This window comes from Microbispora sp. NPDC088329 (assembly GCF_040685655.1).
GTDB lineage: Bacteria > Actinomycetota > Actinomycetes > Streptosporangiales > Streptosporangiaceae > Microbispora.
On record NZ_JBFBIP010000011.1, the window covers coordinates 207624 to 221744 of the forward strand.

Below are 14121 nucleotides of genomic sequence, written 5' to 3' on the forward strand. Positions count from 1 at the left end.
TCCCGCTTCGTACGCGCACCTGCCGCTGAAACGTTCAGCACCCGCGATCGCCTGTGGCGCATCGCCGCGAGGCCGGGGACGGCGGACCGCATGAGACCGGCCGTCCCGGCCCTTCCGCGCGTCGCGGTGGGCTGATATGGAACACTGGTATTCCAAAATCATGCGCCCACGTCCCATTATGAGAAGCGACATGCTGACGTCGAAGGCTCTTCGGGAGCCGGCGAGGGGAGATGGCGTGACCATCCTCGTGACAGGAGCGACGGGCAACGTCGGCCGCCTGGTGGTCGATCGGCTCGTCGAGGCCGGAGTGACCGTACGGGCGCTGACCCGCGACCCGGACGCCGCGGCCCTTCCCGCCGGCGTCGAGGTCGTCGCCGGAGATCTCAGCCGGCCGCAAAGCCTGACCGAGGCGCTCGACGGTGTCCGGCGCATGTACCTCTTCCCCGTGGCGCGGACCGCGCGCGAGGTCGTCGGCCTGGCCGAGCGGGCCGGAGTACGGCGGATCGTGGTGCTCTCCTCCGGAGCCGTCACCACCGGTCACGACACCGGCTTCCATCTCCCCGTCGAACGGGCCGTGGAGGCCTCCGGCCTGGAGTGGACCCACGTACGTCCCGGCGAGTTCGCGCTCAACAAGCTCTGGCTGTGGGGACCCTCGATCCGGGCTGAACGGGTCGTACGAGACCCCTATCCGATGGCCGCCGGATACCCCACCCATGAGATGGACATCGCGGACGTGGCCGCCGCGGCCCTGCTGGAGGACGGGCACACCGGCCGGGCCTACACCCTGTGCGGACCCGCGCCGATCGACAACCGGGAGCAGGTCCGCGTCATCGCGGAGGCCCTCGGCGAGGAGATCCGCTTCGAGCGGGTCACCCCGGACCGGGCCCGCGAGATCTACAGGAAGCAGGGCGGGTTCGCGGCGGCCAACGCCGGCTTCCTGCTCGGGTTCGAGGACTACTCGGGTGTCGAGGTGGACCCCTCCGACGCCCACGGGAAGTGGCGGCATGAGGCCCCGGTCGAGATGCCGACGACCGAGGCGGTCACCGGCAGGCCCGCCAGGACGTTCGCGCAGTGGGCGCGGGACCATGCCCACGACTTCCGTTGACATCGGCCCGGCGCCCGCGTCGTGTCCGGCACGCCCTGGGTCCGGCCCGCCGTCGAGGAGGGTCGCGACCCGATCTCCGGGGCGGCGCCGAGGGTTGCGCCGGCCCCGCGCGGCTCTGGCGGACAGCGGCGGGAACGCCACAGCGGTCACTTATTAGGCTCGGGTCATGTCGAGCACCACGTCCCCGGAGGCGACGCCCGCGGAGTCCCGGGTCCGCGCACGCACCCGTCGCGCCATCCTGACGGCGGCGGCGTCCCTGTTGGCCAGGAACCGCGCCGCGACGCTCGCGGAGATCGCCGAGGCCGCCGACGTGGGCCGCACCAGCCTGCACCGCTACTTCCCCGACCGGGAGACGTTGATCAACGCGGTCGTCAGGGACTCCGCGAGCGTGATCAGCCGGGCGGTGCGGGACGCCAGGCTCGACGACGGCGATCCGGTCGAGGCGATGCGCCGGCTGGTCGCCGTGATGCTCGACGTCGGCGACCATCTGCTGTTCCTCTTCAGCGATCCGGGCGTGCGCGCCACCTTCGAGAGCCTGGGCGAACCGGCCGCCGGGGCCGACCCCGTCGCCGACCTGATCGAGCGGGGCCGCGCCCAGGGGGCGTTCGACCCGCAGGTGAGCGGCGCCTGGATTCAGGGCGTGTTCTGGGCCCTTCTGTACGCCGGCTGCGACGCGGTGCACAAGGGGCGCGTCCCTCGCCACCAGGCTTTGCACTCGGTGCTGCGCAGTCTCGAGAACGGCATCCGCGGCGGAACGCCGGAGGCGGGGACCGGCGGGTGAGCTCCGGCGGGCCTCCCCCGCTCGAGGCCGCCTGTCCCGCGGCAGCCCATGGCCCTGATCGGCTGGAAGAGCCGCGAGGCGCCGGTGCGGGTCACTCGGAAGGCCGGGGCCCGGCGGCGCGGCGCAGCCGGTTGGCGATCGCGAGTCCCAGACCCTCCTCCACCGGCAGGGACGCGACGATGAGGTCGCACCCCCGCTGGTCGAGCTCGCGCAGGAACCCGTACAGCCCGTGCGCGTAGGCGGCCATCGAATCCGGGAGCGCCACCACGGCGTGCGCCTTCACCTCGGCGTCGGCGAAGGAGGGGGGCAGGAAGACGCCCACCCGGTGCCCGAGCTCCTGCGCGAGCTCCGCTTCGGCGACGACCTTCTCGGGCTCGACGAGGACGACCCGCGCGCGCGGCGCGTAATGCGACGGATGCTGGCCCGGCACCCGGATGCGGCTCGTCGAAGGGACCGCGAGCGGGCTCCCCAGCACCGCTTCGAGGTCTTCGCGCGTCACCCCGCCGGGCCGAAGGACGCTCGGGGTGCCGCCCGTGACGTCGACGATGGTCGACTCGACGCCGACCTCGCAGGAGCCGCCGTCCAGCACGAAGTCGACGGCGTCACCGAGCTCCGCACGGACGTGACCCGCCGTCGTGGGGCTGACCGAGCCGAAGCGGTTGGCGGACGGGGCCGCGACACCGCCGCCGAAGGCCGACAGCAACGCGAGGGCGACGGGGTGGTCGGGCACCCGCACGGCCACGGTCTCCAGGCCACCGGTCGTCTCCAGAGGCACCCGGCGGCCGCGCCGCAGGACCAGCGTGAGCGGCCCCGGCCAGAAGCGTTCGGCCAGCAGGCGTGCCGTCGCGGGCACGTCCTCCACCCAGTCGCCCAGGTGCTCCACGCCGCCGATGTGAACGATCAGTGGGTGGGAGGGCGGGCGCCCCTTGACCTGGAAGACGCGCGCGACAGCGGCGGGGTCCTCGGCGTTGGCGCCCAGGCCGTAGACGGTTTCGGTCGGGAAGGCCACCAGGCCTCCGGCGCGCAGCACCCCGGCCGCCTTCTCGATGTCACTGGTTCTTGCCGTCACCTTCGCAATCCTCTCACTGTTCCTCCGCCCCTGTTCCGTGGCCCCGTCGGCGCATCGGTACGCCGTGAACGGACCGGAGGAACCGTCGTACTCGACGGCGGGGCAGCGCCGCGTTCCCGGCAGGTCACCCAGGGGTTCCCCATCCCGGTGCGTCCGTTGACACGCGGACGGCGGCATCGGCGTAGCGTGGAGGAGACGCGCCCGGGGGGGCGCCCACAGGGCGAGGGGGGTCGCCCATGGAAGCCGTCGTCATCCGATCGCTGCAGCCGCTGATCGCGGTGTTGCGTGCGCGAGGCTTCACGGTCGCCGCGCCGAAGATCCGTGAAAAGGTCATCCGGATGGATGAGATCGTCTCCGAGAGCGAGCTGCCCAGAGGGCATGGGGACGAGCAGGCGCCCGGCCGGTACCGGTTGCGCGAGCGCGACGACGAGATGCTGTTCAGCTTCGCGGCGAGTCCCGATTCCGCCAAGCGCTACACGCAGCCGTCCAGCCGCACCCTCTTCCGGATCCGGGGCGAGACCGTCGAGGAGCCAGAAGCGGAGGCGCCGCGCGTCGCCCTGCTGGGCATGCGTGCGTGTGACCTGGCCGCCCTGGCCGTACAGGACCGGGTGTTCCTGGGGGGCAGGCATCCCGATCCCGACTACCGGAAACGGCGGGAGGCGCTGTTTCTTGTGGCGGTGAACTGCGCCGTGCCCGGAGGGACATGCTTCTGTGTGTCGATGGGCACCGGTCCGAAGGCGACCGCCGGCTACGACCTGGCGCTGACCGAGCTCGCCGGGCCCCACCGGTTCGTCGCCGAGGCCGGCAGCGCGTACGGCGCGGAGATCCTGCGGGCGCTCCCCCGCGTTCCGGCCGCACAGGCCGATCTCGACGCGGCCGAGGAGGTCTCCCGTACGGCCGCCGAGCACATGGGACGGCGGGTGGACACCGAGGGGATCAAGGAGCGGGTGGCCGGCGCCCACGACTCGCCGCGCTGGCAGCAGGTGGCCTCCCGCTGCCTCACCTGCGCCAACTGCACCATGGTCTGCCCCACCTGTTTCTGCACCACCGTGGAAGACTCCACGGATTTCGCCGAGGGCGCCGCCGAGCGGATCGAACGCTGGGACTCCTGTTTCACGCTCGGGTTCAGCGAGGCCGGCGGCGCGCCGGTGCGGGGGTCGGGGGCGGCGCGCTACCGGCAGTGGCTCACGCACAAGTTCTCCACCTGGTTCGACCAGTTCGGCACCTCGGGCTGCGTGGGGTGCGGGCGGTGCATCACCTGGTGCCCCGTCGGGATCGACGTCACCGAGGAACTGGCCAACCTGCCATGAAGGCCGGGACGCGCCAGCCGCTCGCCGAGCCGGACGAACCGTGCCGGGCGAGAGCCGGCTCGTCCCCAGGCCCCGCGAACGGTCCGGTGAGCGACGAGGCACGCCCGATGACGCCGCAGCTGTACCGGGTGCGATCGCGGCGGGCCGACCGGGTGGACACGGTCACCTTGAGGCTCACGCCCGTGCGCGGCCGGTGCCCGCCGTACCGTCCCGGCCAGTTCACCATGCTGTACGCCCCGGGCGTCGGCGAGGTCCCGATGTCGATCAGCGGCTGGGCGCGCGCCGGTGGATACGTCCACACCATCCGCGCGGTCGGCGCGGTCAGCGGCGCGCTGTGCGGCAAGCGCCCCGGAGACGTCGTCGGGGTGCGCGGGCCGTACGGCACGTGGTGGGACATCCCGGCCGCCGCCGGAATGGACGTGGTCGTCGCCGCCGGCGGGCTGGGTCTGGCCCCGCTGCGCCCCCTGGTGCGGGAGCTGGTGCGCCATCGCGCGCGGTACCGGCGCATCAGTGTGATCGCCGGGACCCGCACGCCCACGACCCTCGTCTACGCGCGGGAGCTGGCGCTCTGGCGCGGCCACGGCGTCGACGTCCAGGTGACCGTGGACCACCCCGATCACGTGTGGAAGGGCCAGGTCGGCCTGGTCACCCGGCTCCTCGACCGCATCGTCTTCGAACCACGGCGCACGTTCGCCTTCGTATGCGGCCCCGAGGCGATGATGCGGGCCACGGCCGACGACCTGGTGCGGCGCGGGGTGGCCGCTCGCCGCGTGGAGCTGTCGCTGGAGCGGAACATGAAGTGCGGCCTCGGCTGGTGCGGCCACTGCCAGCTCGGCCCGCTGTTCGTCTGCCTGGACGGCCCGGTGCTGGACTACGAGCGGGCGGCACGCCTGCTGGCCGTGGAGGAGCTGTGATGGGCGCGCCCGGGAGGAGAACGCCGGCGGGCGAGCGGGGCGCCGCGCCGCCCCGGCTGGCGGTGTGGAAGTTCGCCTCGTGCGACGGGTGCCAGCTCACCCTGCTCGACTGCGAGGACGAACTGCTGTCGGTGGCCGCCCAGGTGGAGATCGCCTACTTCCTCGAGGCCTCCAGCGCCCCCGGCCCGGGCCCGTACGACCTCTCCTTGGTGGAGGGATCGATCACCACACCGGACGACCTGGAGCGCATCCGGCACGTACGCCGGGTGTCCGAACGCCTGGTGACGATCGGGGCCTGCGCCACGGCCGGCGGGATCCAGGCGCTGCGGGACTTCGCCGACGTGCGGGAGTTTCTCTCGGTCGTGTACGCCCAGCCCGGCTACATCGCGACGCTGGACCGCTCGACGCCGATCTCGGCCCATGTGCCGGTGGACTTCGAGCTGCGCGGCTGCCCGATCGACAGGCGGCAACTGCTGGAGGTCGTCTCGGCGTTCCTGGCCGGGCGGCGCCCGGTCGTGCCGCCGAACAGCGTCTGCGTGGAGTGCAAGGCCCGGGGCAACGCCTGCGTCATGGTCGCCCACGGCACGCCGTGTCTCGGCCCGGTCACCCAGGCCGGCTGCGGGGCGCTGTGCCCGGCGTTCAACCGGGGCTGCTACGGCTGCTTCGGGCCCATGGAGAGCCCGAACGCGCGTGCCCTGAACCGGCAGTTGCGCGAGCTGGGCATGAGCACGCCCGAGCTGGTGCGGGTCTACCGGACCTTCAACGCGACCGAGGAACCCTTCCGGCAGGCCGCCGAGGACGCCGACCCGGGTCTGCTCGAACGCGACACGGCACCGGGCGAGGAGCGGGGAGGCCGGCGGTGAGCCACAAGACGATCACGGTCGGGGGCCTGTCCCGGGTGGAGGGGGAAGGCGCCCTGCTCGTACGCGCCCACGACGGGCGCATCGAGGACCTGGAGCTGCGGATCTACGAGCCGCCGCGGTTCTTCGAGGCGCTGCTGCGCGGCCGGTCCTACACCGAGCCGCCCGACATCACCGCCAGGATCTGCGGCATCTGCCCCGTCGCCTACCAGATGAGCGCCTGCCAGGCGATCGAGGCCGCCTGCGGGGCCGAGGTGTCCGGGCCGCTGCGTGACCTGCGGCTGCTGCTGTACTACGGCGAGTGGATCGAGTCGCACACCTTGCACGTGTACCTGCTGCACGCGCCCGACTTCCTCGGCTACGACAGCGGCATCGCGATGGCGGCCGACCACCGGGACCTGGTCCAGCGGGGGCTGGCGCTGAAGAAGGCCGGCAACGACCTGGTCGCGGCCATCGGCGGCAGGCCCATCCACCCGGTGAACGTCCGCGTCGGCGGCTTCTACCGAGTGCCCTCCCGCCGCGAGCTCGCCCCGGTCGCCGAGAGGCTGCGCCGTGCCCGTGAGATCGCCCTCGCGACCGTCTCCTGGGTCGCCGGATTCGACTTCCCCGACGTCGAACACGACTACCGCTTCCTGGCCCTCCACCATCCGGGCGAGTACGCGATCCTGTCCGGGGCCGTGATCACCAGCGACGGCGGGAGCTTCGACGTACGGCGATGGCCCGAGCACGTGACCGAGGAGCAGGTGCCGCACTCGACGGCGTTGCACGCCCGGCTCGACGGCTCTCCCGGCTACCTGGTCGGGCCGATGGCCCGCTACAGCCTCGGCTCCGCCCAGTTGTCGCCGCTCGCGCGGGAGGCGGCCGCGGCGGCGGATCTCGGGCCCGTCTGCCGCAACCCCTTCCGCAGCATCGTCGTGCGGGCGGTGGAGATCGTGCACGCCTGCGACGAGGCCCTGCGGATCATCGGTGATCTGGCCGAGCCCGACGCGCCGTACGTGGCCGTCGAGCCCCGCGCCGCCACCGGCCACGGCGCGTCCGAAGCCCCGCGCGGGACGCTCTACCACCGCTACCGGATCGACACCGGCGGCCTGATCGGCGAGGCCGGCATCGTGCCCCCGACCTCGCAGAACCAGGCGCGTATCGAGGCGGATCTACGGCACCTGATCGAGCCCCGGCTCGACCTGCCCAAGGAGGAGCTGGCCGCGCTGTGTGAGCGCGCCATCCGCAACCACGATCCCTGCATCTCCTGCTCGGCGCACTTCCTCGACCTCCATGTCGACGCGCGGTAAGGATGTGGTGATCGGCCTCGGCGGGGACGGCCGGGGCGACGACGCGGCCGGCATCGAGGTCGCACGGCGGTTGCGCGCCTGTCTCCCGCCGTCCGTCGCGATCGTGGAGAGCGCCGGAGATCCCGCGCAGCTCGTCGAGGCCTGGACCGGTGCCCGTCTGGTCGTCGTGATCGACGCCGTCTCCTCCGGCGTGGCGCCGGGCACGGTGCATCGCCGGGCCGGCGTCGCGGACAGGGCGTCCTGGCACGGCAGCTCACACTCCTTCGGCCTGGGCGACGCCGTCGATCTCGGCCGCGCGCTCGGCCGCATGCCGGCTCGGCTGATCGTCATCGGCGTCGAGGGCGGAGACTTCACGACCGGTGCACCGATCACGCCGCCCGTGCTGTCCGCGATCGACGCTCTGGCGCGGGAGCTGGAGGAGAGATTCCGGCAAGATCCCACATGACGCGCCGGTCAGAGACATGGACGGCCGGGCACGGTCTTTCGGCCCTGTCCCAGGGAACAGGGACCCTACATCCGGCATCCGTTCGGAGAGAGTCTGACCGGGTGAAGCGGATCGCCCTTCTGGCAGGCGCGCTCGGCGCCCTGATCGCCGGAGGCGTGCTCCACCTTCTCGGAGCCGGCCCCGCGGGTGACGCCGTCTGGGCGGGCGGCACCGTCCTGGCGCTCGCCCCCGCCGCCTGGTGGGTGGCCTCCGCCCTGCGCGCCGCCGGCTCGGCGTCGACGCGATCGCGGTGCTCGCCCTCGCCGGTGCGCTCGCCGTACGGGAGTTCCTCGCCGGAGTGTTGATCGCCGTGATGCTGGCGGGCGGCAGGGTCCTGGAGGACTACGCGCTGCGCCGGGCACGCCGGGATCTGACCGCCCTGTACGAGCGGGCGCCGCGGTCCGCCCGACGTTACGAGGAGGGCGTCCCCCGCCTGATCGGGGCCGGGGAGGTACGCCTGGGTGATCGGCTGCTGGTGCCCGGCGGCGAGCTGGTGCCGGTCGACGGCGTCGTCGAGTCCGGCACCGCGCTGCTGGACGAGTCGGCGCTCACCGGCGAGTCGCTGCCGGTCGAGCGCCGGACGAGGGAAAGCGTGGCCGGTGGCGTGGTCAACGCCGGGCAGGCGTTCGACATGCGCGCCACGGCGACGGCCGGCGACAGCGCCTACGCGGGGGTGGTGCGGCTGGCGCGGGAGACGGAGGCGGGCTCCGCCCCGGTCGTCCGGCTCGCGGACCGGTTCGCGGCCTGGTTCCTGCCGGCCACGCTCCTGCCGGCCGCAGGCGCCTGGCTGATCTCGGGGGACGCGGTGCGGGCGGTCGCCGTGCTCGTCGTGGCCTCTCCTTGCCCGTTGCTGCTGGCCGCGCCCGCGGCCATCGCCTCCGGCCTGTCGCGCATCGCGCGGCAAGGTGTCGTGGTGAAGGGCGGCGGGGCGCTGGAGACCCTGGGCCGGGCGCGGACGCTCGTCCTCGACAAGACCGGCACCCTCACCGAGGGCCGCCCGCAGGTGGTGGACGTGGCCGCGGTCCCCGGCGGGAACCCCGACGAGGTCCTGCGACTGGCGGCCGCGGTGGACCAGATGTCCTCACACGTGCTGGCCGCCGCCATCGTACGCGCCGCACACGGGCGGCGGCTGGCCCTGCCCGCTCCCGAGGACGTGTCCGAGGTGCCGGGCACGGGCACATCGGCGCTGGTCAAGGGGCGCCGCGTCCAGGTGGGCAAAGCCACGGGCGCGCGCCCCTCCCCCTGGGAGGCCGCTCAGCGCGCACGCGCCGCCCTCGACGGCGCGATGACCGTCTGGATCACGGTGGACGACCAGGTGAGCGGCGTGATCCTGCTGCGCGACGCCGTCCGCGGGGATGCGGGCCGTACGCTGCGGCGGCTCCGAGCCGCCGGAATCGAGCGGGTCGTGATGCTCACCGGCGACCGGGCCGACTCGGGAAGCGGAAGCACCGTGAGCGGGAGCGGCGCCCTGCCCCGCGTCATCGTCACCCACCCTCGTGTGTCAGCAGATGCGCGGCAGTTGCTCTCCGATGAGCATGTCGACCACCCGGGTCGACCCGACGACGGTCCGCATGGTCACTCGCCCGGGGTGGCCGGCCACGATCTCGCCGATGCGGCAGGCCGCCGCCCCTTCCGGTGTGGCGCGCATCGCGGCCAGCACCCGGCCGGCCGCCTCGGGCGCGACGAAGGCGACCAGGCAGCCCTCGTTGGCCACGTGCAGCGGGTCCAGGCCGAGCAGCTCACAGGCCGCGGCCACCTGGTGCGGCACGGGGATGGCCGGCTCGTCCAGCTCCACGCCGATGCCGGTGGCGAGCTCGTTGAGGGCGCTGGCGAGGCCGCCGCGGGTGGGGTCGCGCATCGCATGGACGTGGGGTCCGCCGGCGTCGATCATCGCGTGGACCAGCCGGTGCAGCGGGCGGGTGTCGGAGGCGATCTCGGTGTCGAAGCCCAGTCCCTCGCGCGTGCTCAGGATGGTCACCCCGTGCAGGCCGATCGGGCCGGACAGCAGGACGGCGTCGCCGGGACGGCCGCCCGTGGCCGACGGGCGGGCGGTGGGCAGCCGGACGCCGAACCCGCTGGTGATCACGTACAGGCCGTCGGCCGCTCCGTGACCGACCACCTTGGTGTCGCCGGTGACCACCGGGACGCCGCAGGCTCCGGCCACGGCCGCGACCGAGGAGGTCACCGCGGTCAGCTCGGCCAGCGACAGTCCCTCCTCGACGATGTAGGCCAGGCTCAGCGCGACCGGCCGGGCTCCCATCATGGCGATGTCGTTGATCGTGCCGTGCACGGCGAGGGAGCCGATGTCTCCGCCGGGGAAGAACCGCGGGGTCACCACGAACGCGTCGGTGCTCACCACGATCTCGTCCTGGCCCACGGGCACGACGGCCGCGTCCTCCAGGACGTTCATGCCCAGCCGTGGCGTGAGGTCGCCGAGCAGTTCGGCCATGAGCTGCCCGCCCGAGCCGTGGCCGAGCAGGACGCGTTCGGTCTCGGCGCGCGGCGCCGGGCAGGTGGCGGCCTGCGGGTCGGGCATCGGCGTCATCGCGGGCCTCCCTGCGATCGCTGTGTGCCGGGGCCCAGGGCGCCGGCGTTGTGGAAGGCGGCGCGGCCGGCGTTGTGGAAGGCGGCGCAGGTGCCCTCCGCGGACACCATCGGGGCGCCGAGGGGATGGCGCGGCGTGCAGAGCGTGCCGTAGGCGACGCAGTCGGTGGGCAGCCGGGTGCCACGCAGGATCTCGCCCGCGATGCAGGCGGGGTGCTCTCTGGCGGTGACGTCCGCGACGCCGAACCGGGCCGCCGCGTCGAAGGCGGCGAACTCGGCGGTCAGTTCGAGCCCGCTGCGGGGGATCACACCGATTCCGCGCCATGCTCTGTCGCTCACCCGGAAGACCCGCCGGATGGTCTGCAGCGCGGTGGGGTTGCCGCCGCGCCGTACGGCACGGGCGTACTGGTTCTCCACCTCGAAGCGGCCCTCTTCGAGCTGACGGACCGCCATCAGGACGCCCTCCAGCAGGTCGAGAGGTTCGAACCCGGTGACGACGATGGGGACCCGGTATCGCTCCGCCAGGGGTTCGTACTCGGTCCAGCCCATCACGGCGCACACGTGTCCGGCCGCCAGGAACGCCTGCACCTCGTTGCCGGAGGAATCGAGGATCGCGGTCATCGCGGGTGGAACGAGGACGTGGCTGACCAGCACGCTGAAGTTCGCCAGCCCTTCCTCGGCGCCGCGCAGCACGGCCATCGCGTTGGCCGGGGCGGTGGTCTCGAACCCGACCGCGAAGAACACCACCTGGCGGTCGGGGTGCTCACGAGCCAGCCGTACGGACTCCAGAGGGGAGTAGACCACGCGCACGTCGGCGCCGCGCGCCTTGAGCGCCAGGAGATCGGCGGTCGTCCCCGGAACGCGCAGCATGTCGCCGTACGAGGTGAAGACGACCTCGGGCCGGGCCGCGATCTCCAGAGCGCGGTCCACCATCTCGAGGGGGGTCACGCAGACCGGGCAGCCCGGACCGTGGATCATGCGGACCGGGATCAGCTCGTCGATGCCCTGGCGGACGATGGTGTGCGTCTGTCCGCCGCACACCTCCATGACCGACCAGGGCCGGGTGACCACGGCCCGGATCTCGGCGACGAGGCGCCGGGCCAGATCGGGATCGCGGTACTCATCCAGATACTTCATCCATGCCCCCGGGAATCGCTCTGATCACCGCCAGGGTGCGGACCGCTTCCTCCTCGTCGACCCGGGAGATCGCGAAACCGACATGGACGATCACGTAGTCGCCGGGGCGAGCTTCGGGGGTGTAGGCCAGACACACCTGGCGTCGCACGCCGTCGAAGTCCACCACACCCATCGGAGGCGGCCCTTCGGCCAGCTCGACGATCCGTCCGGGAATGCCCAGGCACATGGCTCACCTGCTCTTCCCTGCGGACCGGGGAGCCTGATGACGTGGTGGCCGAAGGGCGGCCAGGCGAGCCGCCCCGACGGCCGCCTGCCCGTAGCTGATGCCCCCGTCGTTCACCGGCACCCGTTCCCCGATGTACGCGTCGAATCCCGCCCGTTCCAGTCGCCGCAGCACCTGTGCCGCCAGCAGGCGGTTCTGGAAGACCCCGCCGGACAGGCAGACGACGCTCACCCCGGTCTCCTGGGCGGCTCTCTCGCACAGCAGCGCGGTGACCGCCGCGATCGTGGCGTGGAAGGCCGCCGCGATCCGTCCACCCGGCTCGCCGTCCGCCCGCGCGGTCAGCAGGTCGTGCAGGGTGACAGCGGCGTCGTACACCCACAGTCCCTCCCGCCGCTCGACCCGCCAGGCGAGAGGCGCGGTGCCCGGGTGACCCTCGGCGGCCTGCTCCAGCCGCATCGCCGCCTCTCCCTCGAAGCCGTTGTCGTCGCACAGCGACAGCAGCGCCGCCGCCGCGTCGAACAGGCGACCGGCGCTCGACGCCGTCGGGCTGTTGATCCCACGGGTGATCATCCGCAGGACGAGCTCGGCCTCCCGGGGCGGGATGCGCCGCACCATGCCGTCCGCGAGATCGGGAAGGGCGTCCGCCCCGGCCCCGAACCACCCGGCACCGAACCGCTCGGCGCCGAACAGGTAGCCCAGGGCCATCCGGACCGGCCGTCGTACGGCCGCGGCGCCTCCCGGCATCGGCGCGCGGGAGAACCGGCCCAGCCGCCGATAACCGGTGTAGCCGGCGAGCAGCAGCTCTCCGCCCCAGAAGGTGCCGTCGTCGCCCAGCCCGAGGCCGTCGTAGGCCACCCCGAGGACGGGTCCGGTCAGCCCGTGCTCGGCCGCCACTGCGGCGATGTGGGCGTGGTGGTGCTGCACGGCCAGCAGGCGCCCGGGCGGCAGGCGGCGGGCCAGGGTCCGGGCGAGGGTCGTGGACAGGTAGGCCGGGTGCAGGTCGTGGGCCACATGGCGGGGACGGATGTCGTGCACGGCCGCAAGCCGTGCCAGAGCCGTCTCGAACGCCTCGAGCGTGTCCGCGTCCTCCAGGTCGCCGATGTGCGGACCGGGCACCGCCAGATTTCCGGAGGCGAGCGTGAAGGTGCTCTTGAGCTGGGCGCCGACGGCCAGCAGCGGCTCCGGTGCCGCCACCGGCAGCGGCAGCGACGCCGGGGCCTGGCCGCGGGCCCTGCGGATCAGTGTGGTGCGCCCGGCGACCACCCGCGACACCGAGTCGTCGTAGCGGTTGAGTATGACCCGGTCGTGCGCCAGCACTCCGTCGGTGAGCGGGCCGATGACGGCGATCGCCTCGTCGTCCTCGGTCAGCATCGGGCTGTCGGCCCGGTTGGCGCTGGTCACCACCACCGGCCCGGCCAGCGCCGCGAGCAGCAGGTGGTGGAGCGGAGTGTAGGGAAGGAACAGCCCGATGTCCGGCATGCCGCAGCGCACGCCGGTCGCCAGGTGCGCGTCCAGGGCGGGCGCCAGGACGATCGGTGCCACGATGCCGCTCAGCAGCCTCTCATCCTCCGGGGTGAGGCGGGCGAGCCGGCGCGCCCAGCCGAGGCCGGGGACCATCACCGCCAGCGGCTTGGCCCGCCGTCCTTTCACCCGGCGGACCCGGGTGACGGCCCCTTCGTGTGTGGCGTCGCAGACGAGCTGGTAACCGCCGAGGCCCTTGACCGCGGCGACGCCGCCGACGGAGATCACGGCGATCGCACGGCGGAGGGCCTCCTCCCCCGTCACCGGGCCCCAGCGCAGCCGCGGACCGCATTCGGGACAGGCGATCGGCTCGGCGTGGAAGCGGCGGTCCGCCGGATCGCGATACTCGCGAGCGCAGCCGGCGCACATCGGGAAGCGCCGCATGGTCGTCCGCTCCCGGTCGTACGGCAGGGCCTCGATGATCGTCGCCCGGGGACCGCAGGCCGTGCAGTTGATGAACGGATACCGATGACGGCGGTCGGCGGGATCGAACAGCTCCCGTACGCAGTCGGCGCAGGTACGCAGGTCGGGAGGGATCCCCCGGCGCCGGGCGGAGTCAGGAACACTCTCCAGGACGCGGAACCCGGCGGGAGCGGTGAGCCCGTGGACGGGAGTGACGGCGACGTCGTCGACCACCGCCGCCTCGGGCTTGCCGGTGCGCAGCCCCGCGACGAAGTCCTCCAGCCGCGTCCTCGCCCCCGCCACCGTGATGGTCACGTGTCCGCCCGCGTTGCGTACGTCACCGCGCAGACCGAGGCGGGTGGCGAGCCGGTACACGAAGGGCCGGAACCCGACCCCCTGGACCACACCTCGCACCTCCACGTGCCACGCCGTGTCCACCTCGGCCGTGGTCTCGCTCATACCGCCATCCTGGTCATGCGGGC

13 protein-coding genes and 1 pseudogene are annotated in these 14121 nt (G+C 73.3%); 9 read left to right on the top strand and 5 right to left on the bottom strand.

What is annotated here, in order from left to right; genetic code table 11:
• Positions 1-235: 235 nt before the first annotated feature.
• Positions 236-1105 (top strand): NAD(P)H-binding protein, encoded by an 870-nt coding sequence (locus AB0O28_RS21985; RefSeq protein ID WP_363642912.1) that lies wholly within the window; start codon positions 236-238, stop codon positions 1103-1105.
• 166 nt (positions 1106-1271) lie between these two features.
• The gene (locus AB0O28_RS21990; protein ID WP_363642914.1) at positions 1272-1886 is read left to right on the top strand and encodes a TetR/AcrR family transcriptional regulator; all 615 of its coding nucleotides are present in this window, start codon (positions 1272-1274) and stop codon (positions 1884-1886) included.
• Between the two features lie 91 nt (positions 1887-1977).
• Here AB0O28_RS21990 and AB0O28_RS21995 read toward each other — a convergent pair whose 3' ends face one another.
• Entirely contained in the window at positions 1978-2955 is a 978-nt protein-coding gene (locus tag AB0O28_RS21995) for an L-threonylcarbamoyladenylate synthase (protein WP_363642916.1), read from the bottom strand.
• A gap of 236 nt (positions 2956-3191) precedes the next feature.
• Between AB0O28_RS21995 and AB0O28_RS22000 the strand changes: the two genes are divergently transcribed.
• The 7 genes and pseudogenes from AB0O28_RS22000 to AB0O28_RS22030 all read left to right on the top strand — a co-directional run.
• Positions 3192-4265, top strand: a complete 1074-nt coding sequence (locus AB0O28_RS22000; protein WP_363642918.1) for a 4Fe-4S dicluster domain-containing protein — start codon at positions 3192-3194, stop codon at positions 4263-4265.
• Positions 4266-4372: 107 nt separating this feature from the next.
• Positions 4373-5179, top strand: coding sequence for an FAD/NAD(P)-binding protein (locus AB0O28_RS22005; RefSeq protein WP_363642920.1), 807 nt, complete (start codon positions 4373-4375; stop codon positions 5177-5179).
• Positions 5179-6042: an oxidoreductase gene (locus AB0O28_RS22010; RefSeq protein ID WP_363642922.1), complete on the top strand. Its 864-nt coding sequence runs from the start codon at positions 5179-5181 to the stop codon at positions 6040-6042. The genes AB0O28_RS22005 and AB0O28_RS22010 overlap by 1 nt, the downstream gene beginning before the upstream one ends.
• Positions 6039-7328, top strand: a complete 1290-nt coding sequence (locus tag AB0O28_RS22015; RefSeq protein WP_363642924.1) for a Ni/Fe hydrogenase subunit alpha — start codon at positions 6039-6041, stop codon at positions 7326-7328. Before AB0O28_RS22010 ends, AB0O28_RS22015 begins: the two co-directional genes overlap by 4 nt.
• Positions 7312-7773 carry a hydrogenase maturation protease gene (locus AB0O28_RS22020; RefSeq protein WP_363642926.1) on the top strand — a complete coding sequence of 154 codons (462 nt, stop codon included), beginning with the start codon at positions 7312-7314 and terminating at the stop codon, positions 7771-7773. Before AB0O28_RS22015 ends, AB0O28_RS22020 begins: the two co-directional genes overlap by 17 nt.
• A gap of 101 nt (positions 7774-7874) precedes the next feature.
• Positions 7875-8117, top strand: coding sequence for a hypothetical protein (locus AB0O28_RS22025; RefSeq protein WP_363642928.1), 243 nt, complete (start codon positions 7875-7877; stop codon positions 8115-8117).
• Positions 8063-9184: pseudogene (locus AB0O28_RS22030) on the top strand (HAD-IC family P-type ATPase); the annotation flags it as partial. The gene AB0O28_RS22025 and the pseudogene AB0O28_RS22030, both read left to right, overlap by 55 nt.
• A gap of 129 nt (positions 9185-9313) precedes the next feature.
• Here the strand turns inward: AB0O28_RS22030 and hypE are convergent.
• From hypE to hypF, 4 genes are read right to left on the bottom strand one after another with little or no spacing between them, the layout of a single operon-like run.
• On the bottom strand, positions 9314-10357 hold the full coding sequence (gene hypE / locus AB0O28_RS22035) for a hydrogenase expression/formation protein HypE (RefSeq protein WP_363642930.1): 1044 nt from the start codon (positions 10355-10357) through the stop codon (positions 9314-9316).
• The gene (gene hypD, locus AB0O28_RS22040) at positions 10354-11493 is read right to left on the bottom strand and encodes a hydrogenase formation protein HypD (protein WP_363642932.1); all 1140 of its coding nucleotides are present in this window, start codon (positions 11491-11493) and stop codon (positions 10354-10356) included. Before hypD ends, hypE begins: the two co-directional genes overlap by 4 nt.
• A complete protein-coding gene (locus tag AB0O28_RS22045; RefSeq protein ID WP_363642934.1) occupies positions 11477-11719 on the bottom strand; it encodes a HypC/HybG/HupF family hydrogenase formation chaperone in 243 nt (80 codons plus the stop codon). The genes hypD and AB0O28_RS22045 overlap by 17 nt, the downstream gene beginning before the upstream one ends.
• A 3-nt stretch (positions 11720-11722) precedes the next feature.
• Entirely contained in the window at positions 11723-14098 is a 2376-nt protein-coding gene (gene hypF / locus AB0O28_RS22050; protein ID WP_363642936.1) for a carbamoyltransferase HypF, read from the bottom strand.
• Positions 14099-14121: the final 23 nt, after the last annotated feature.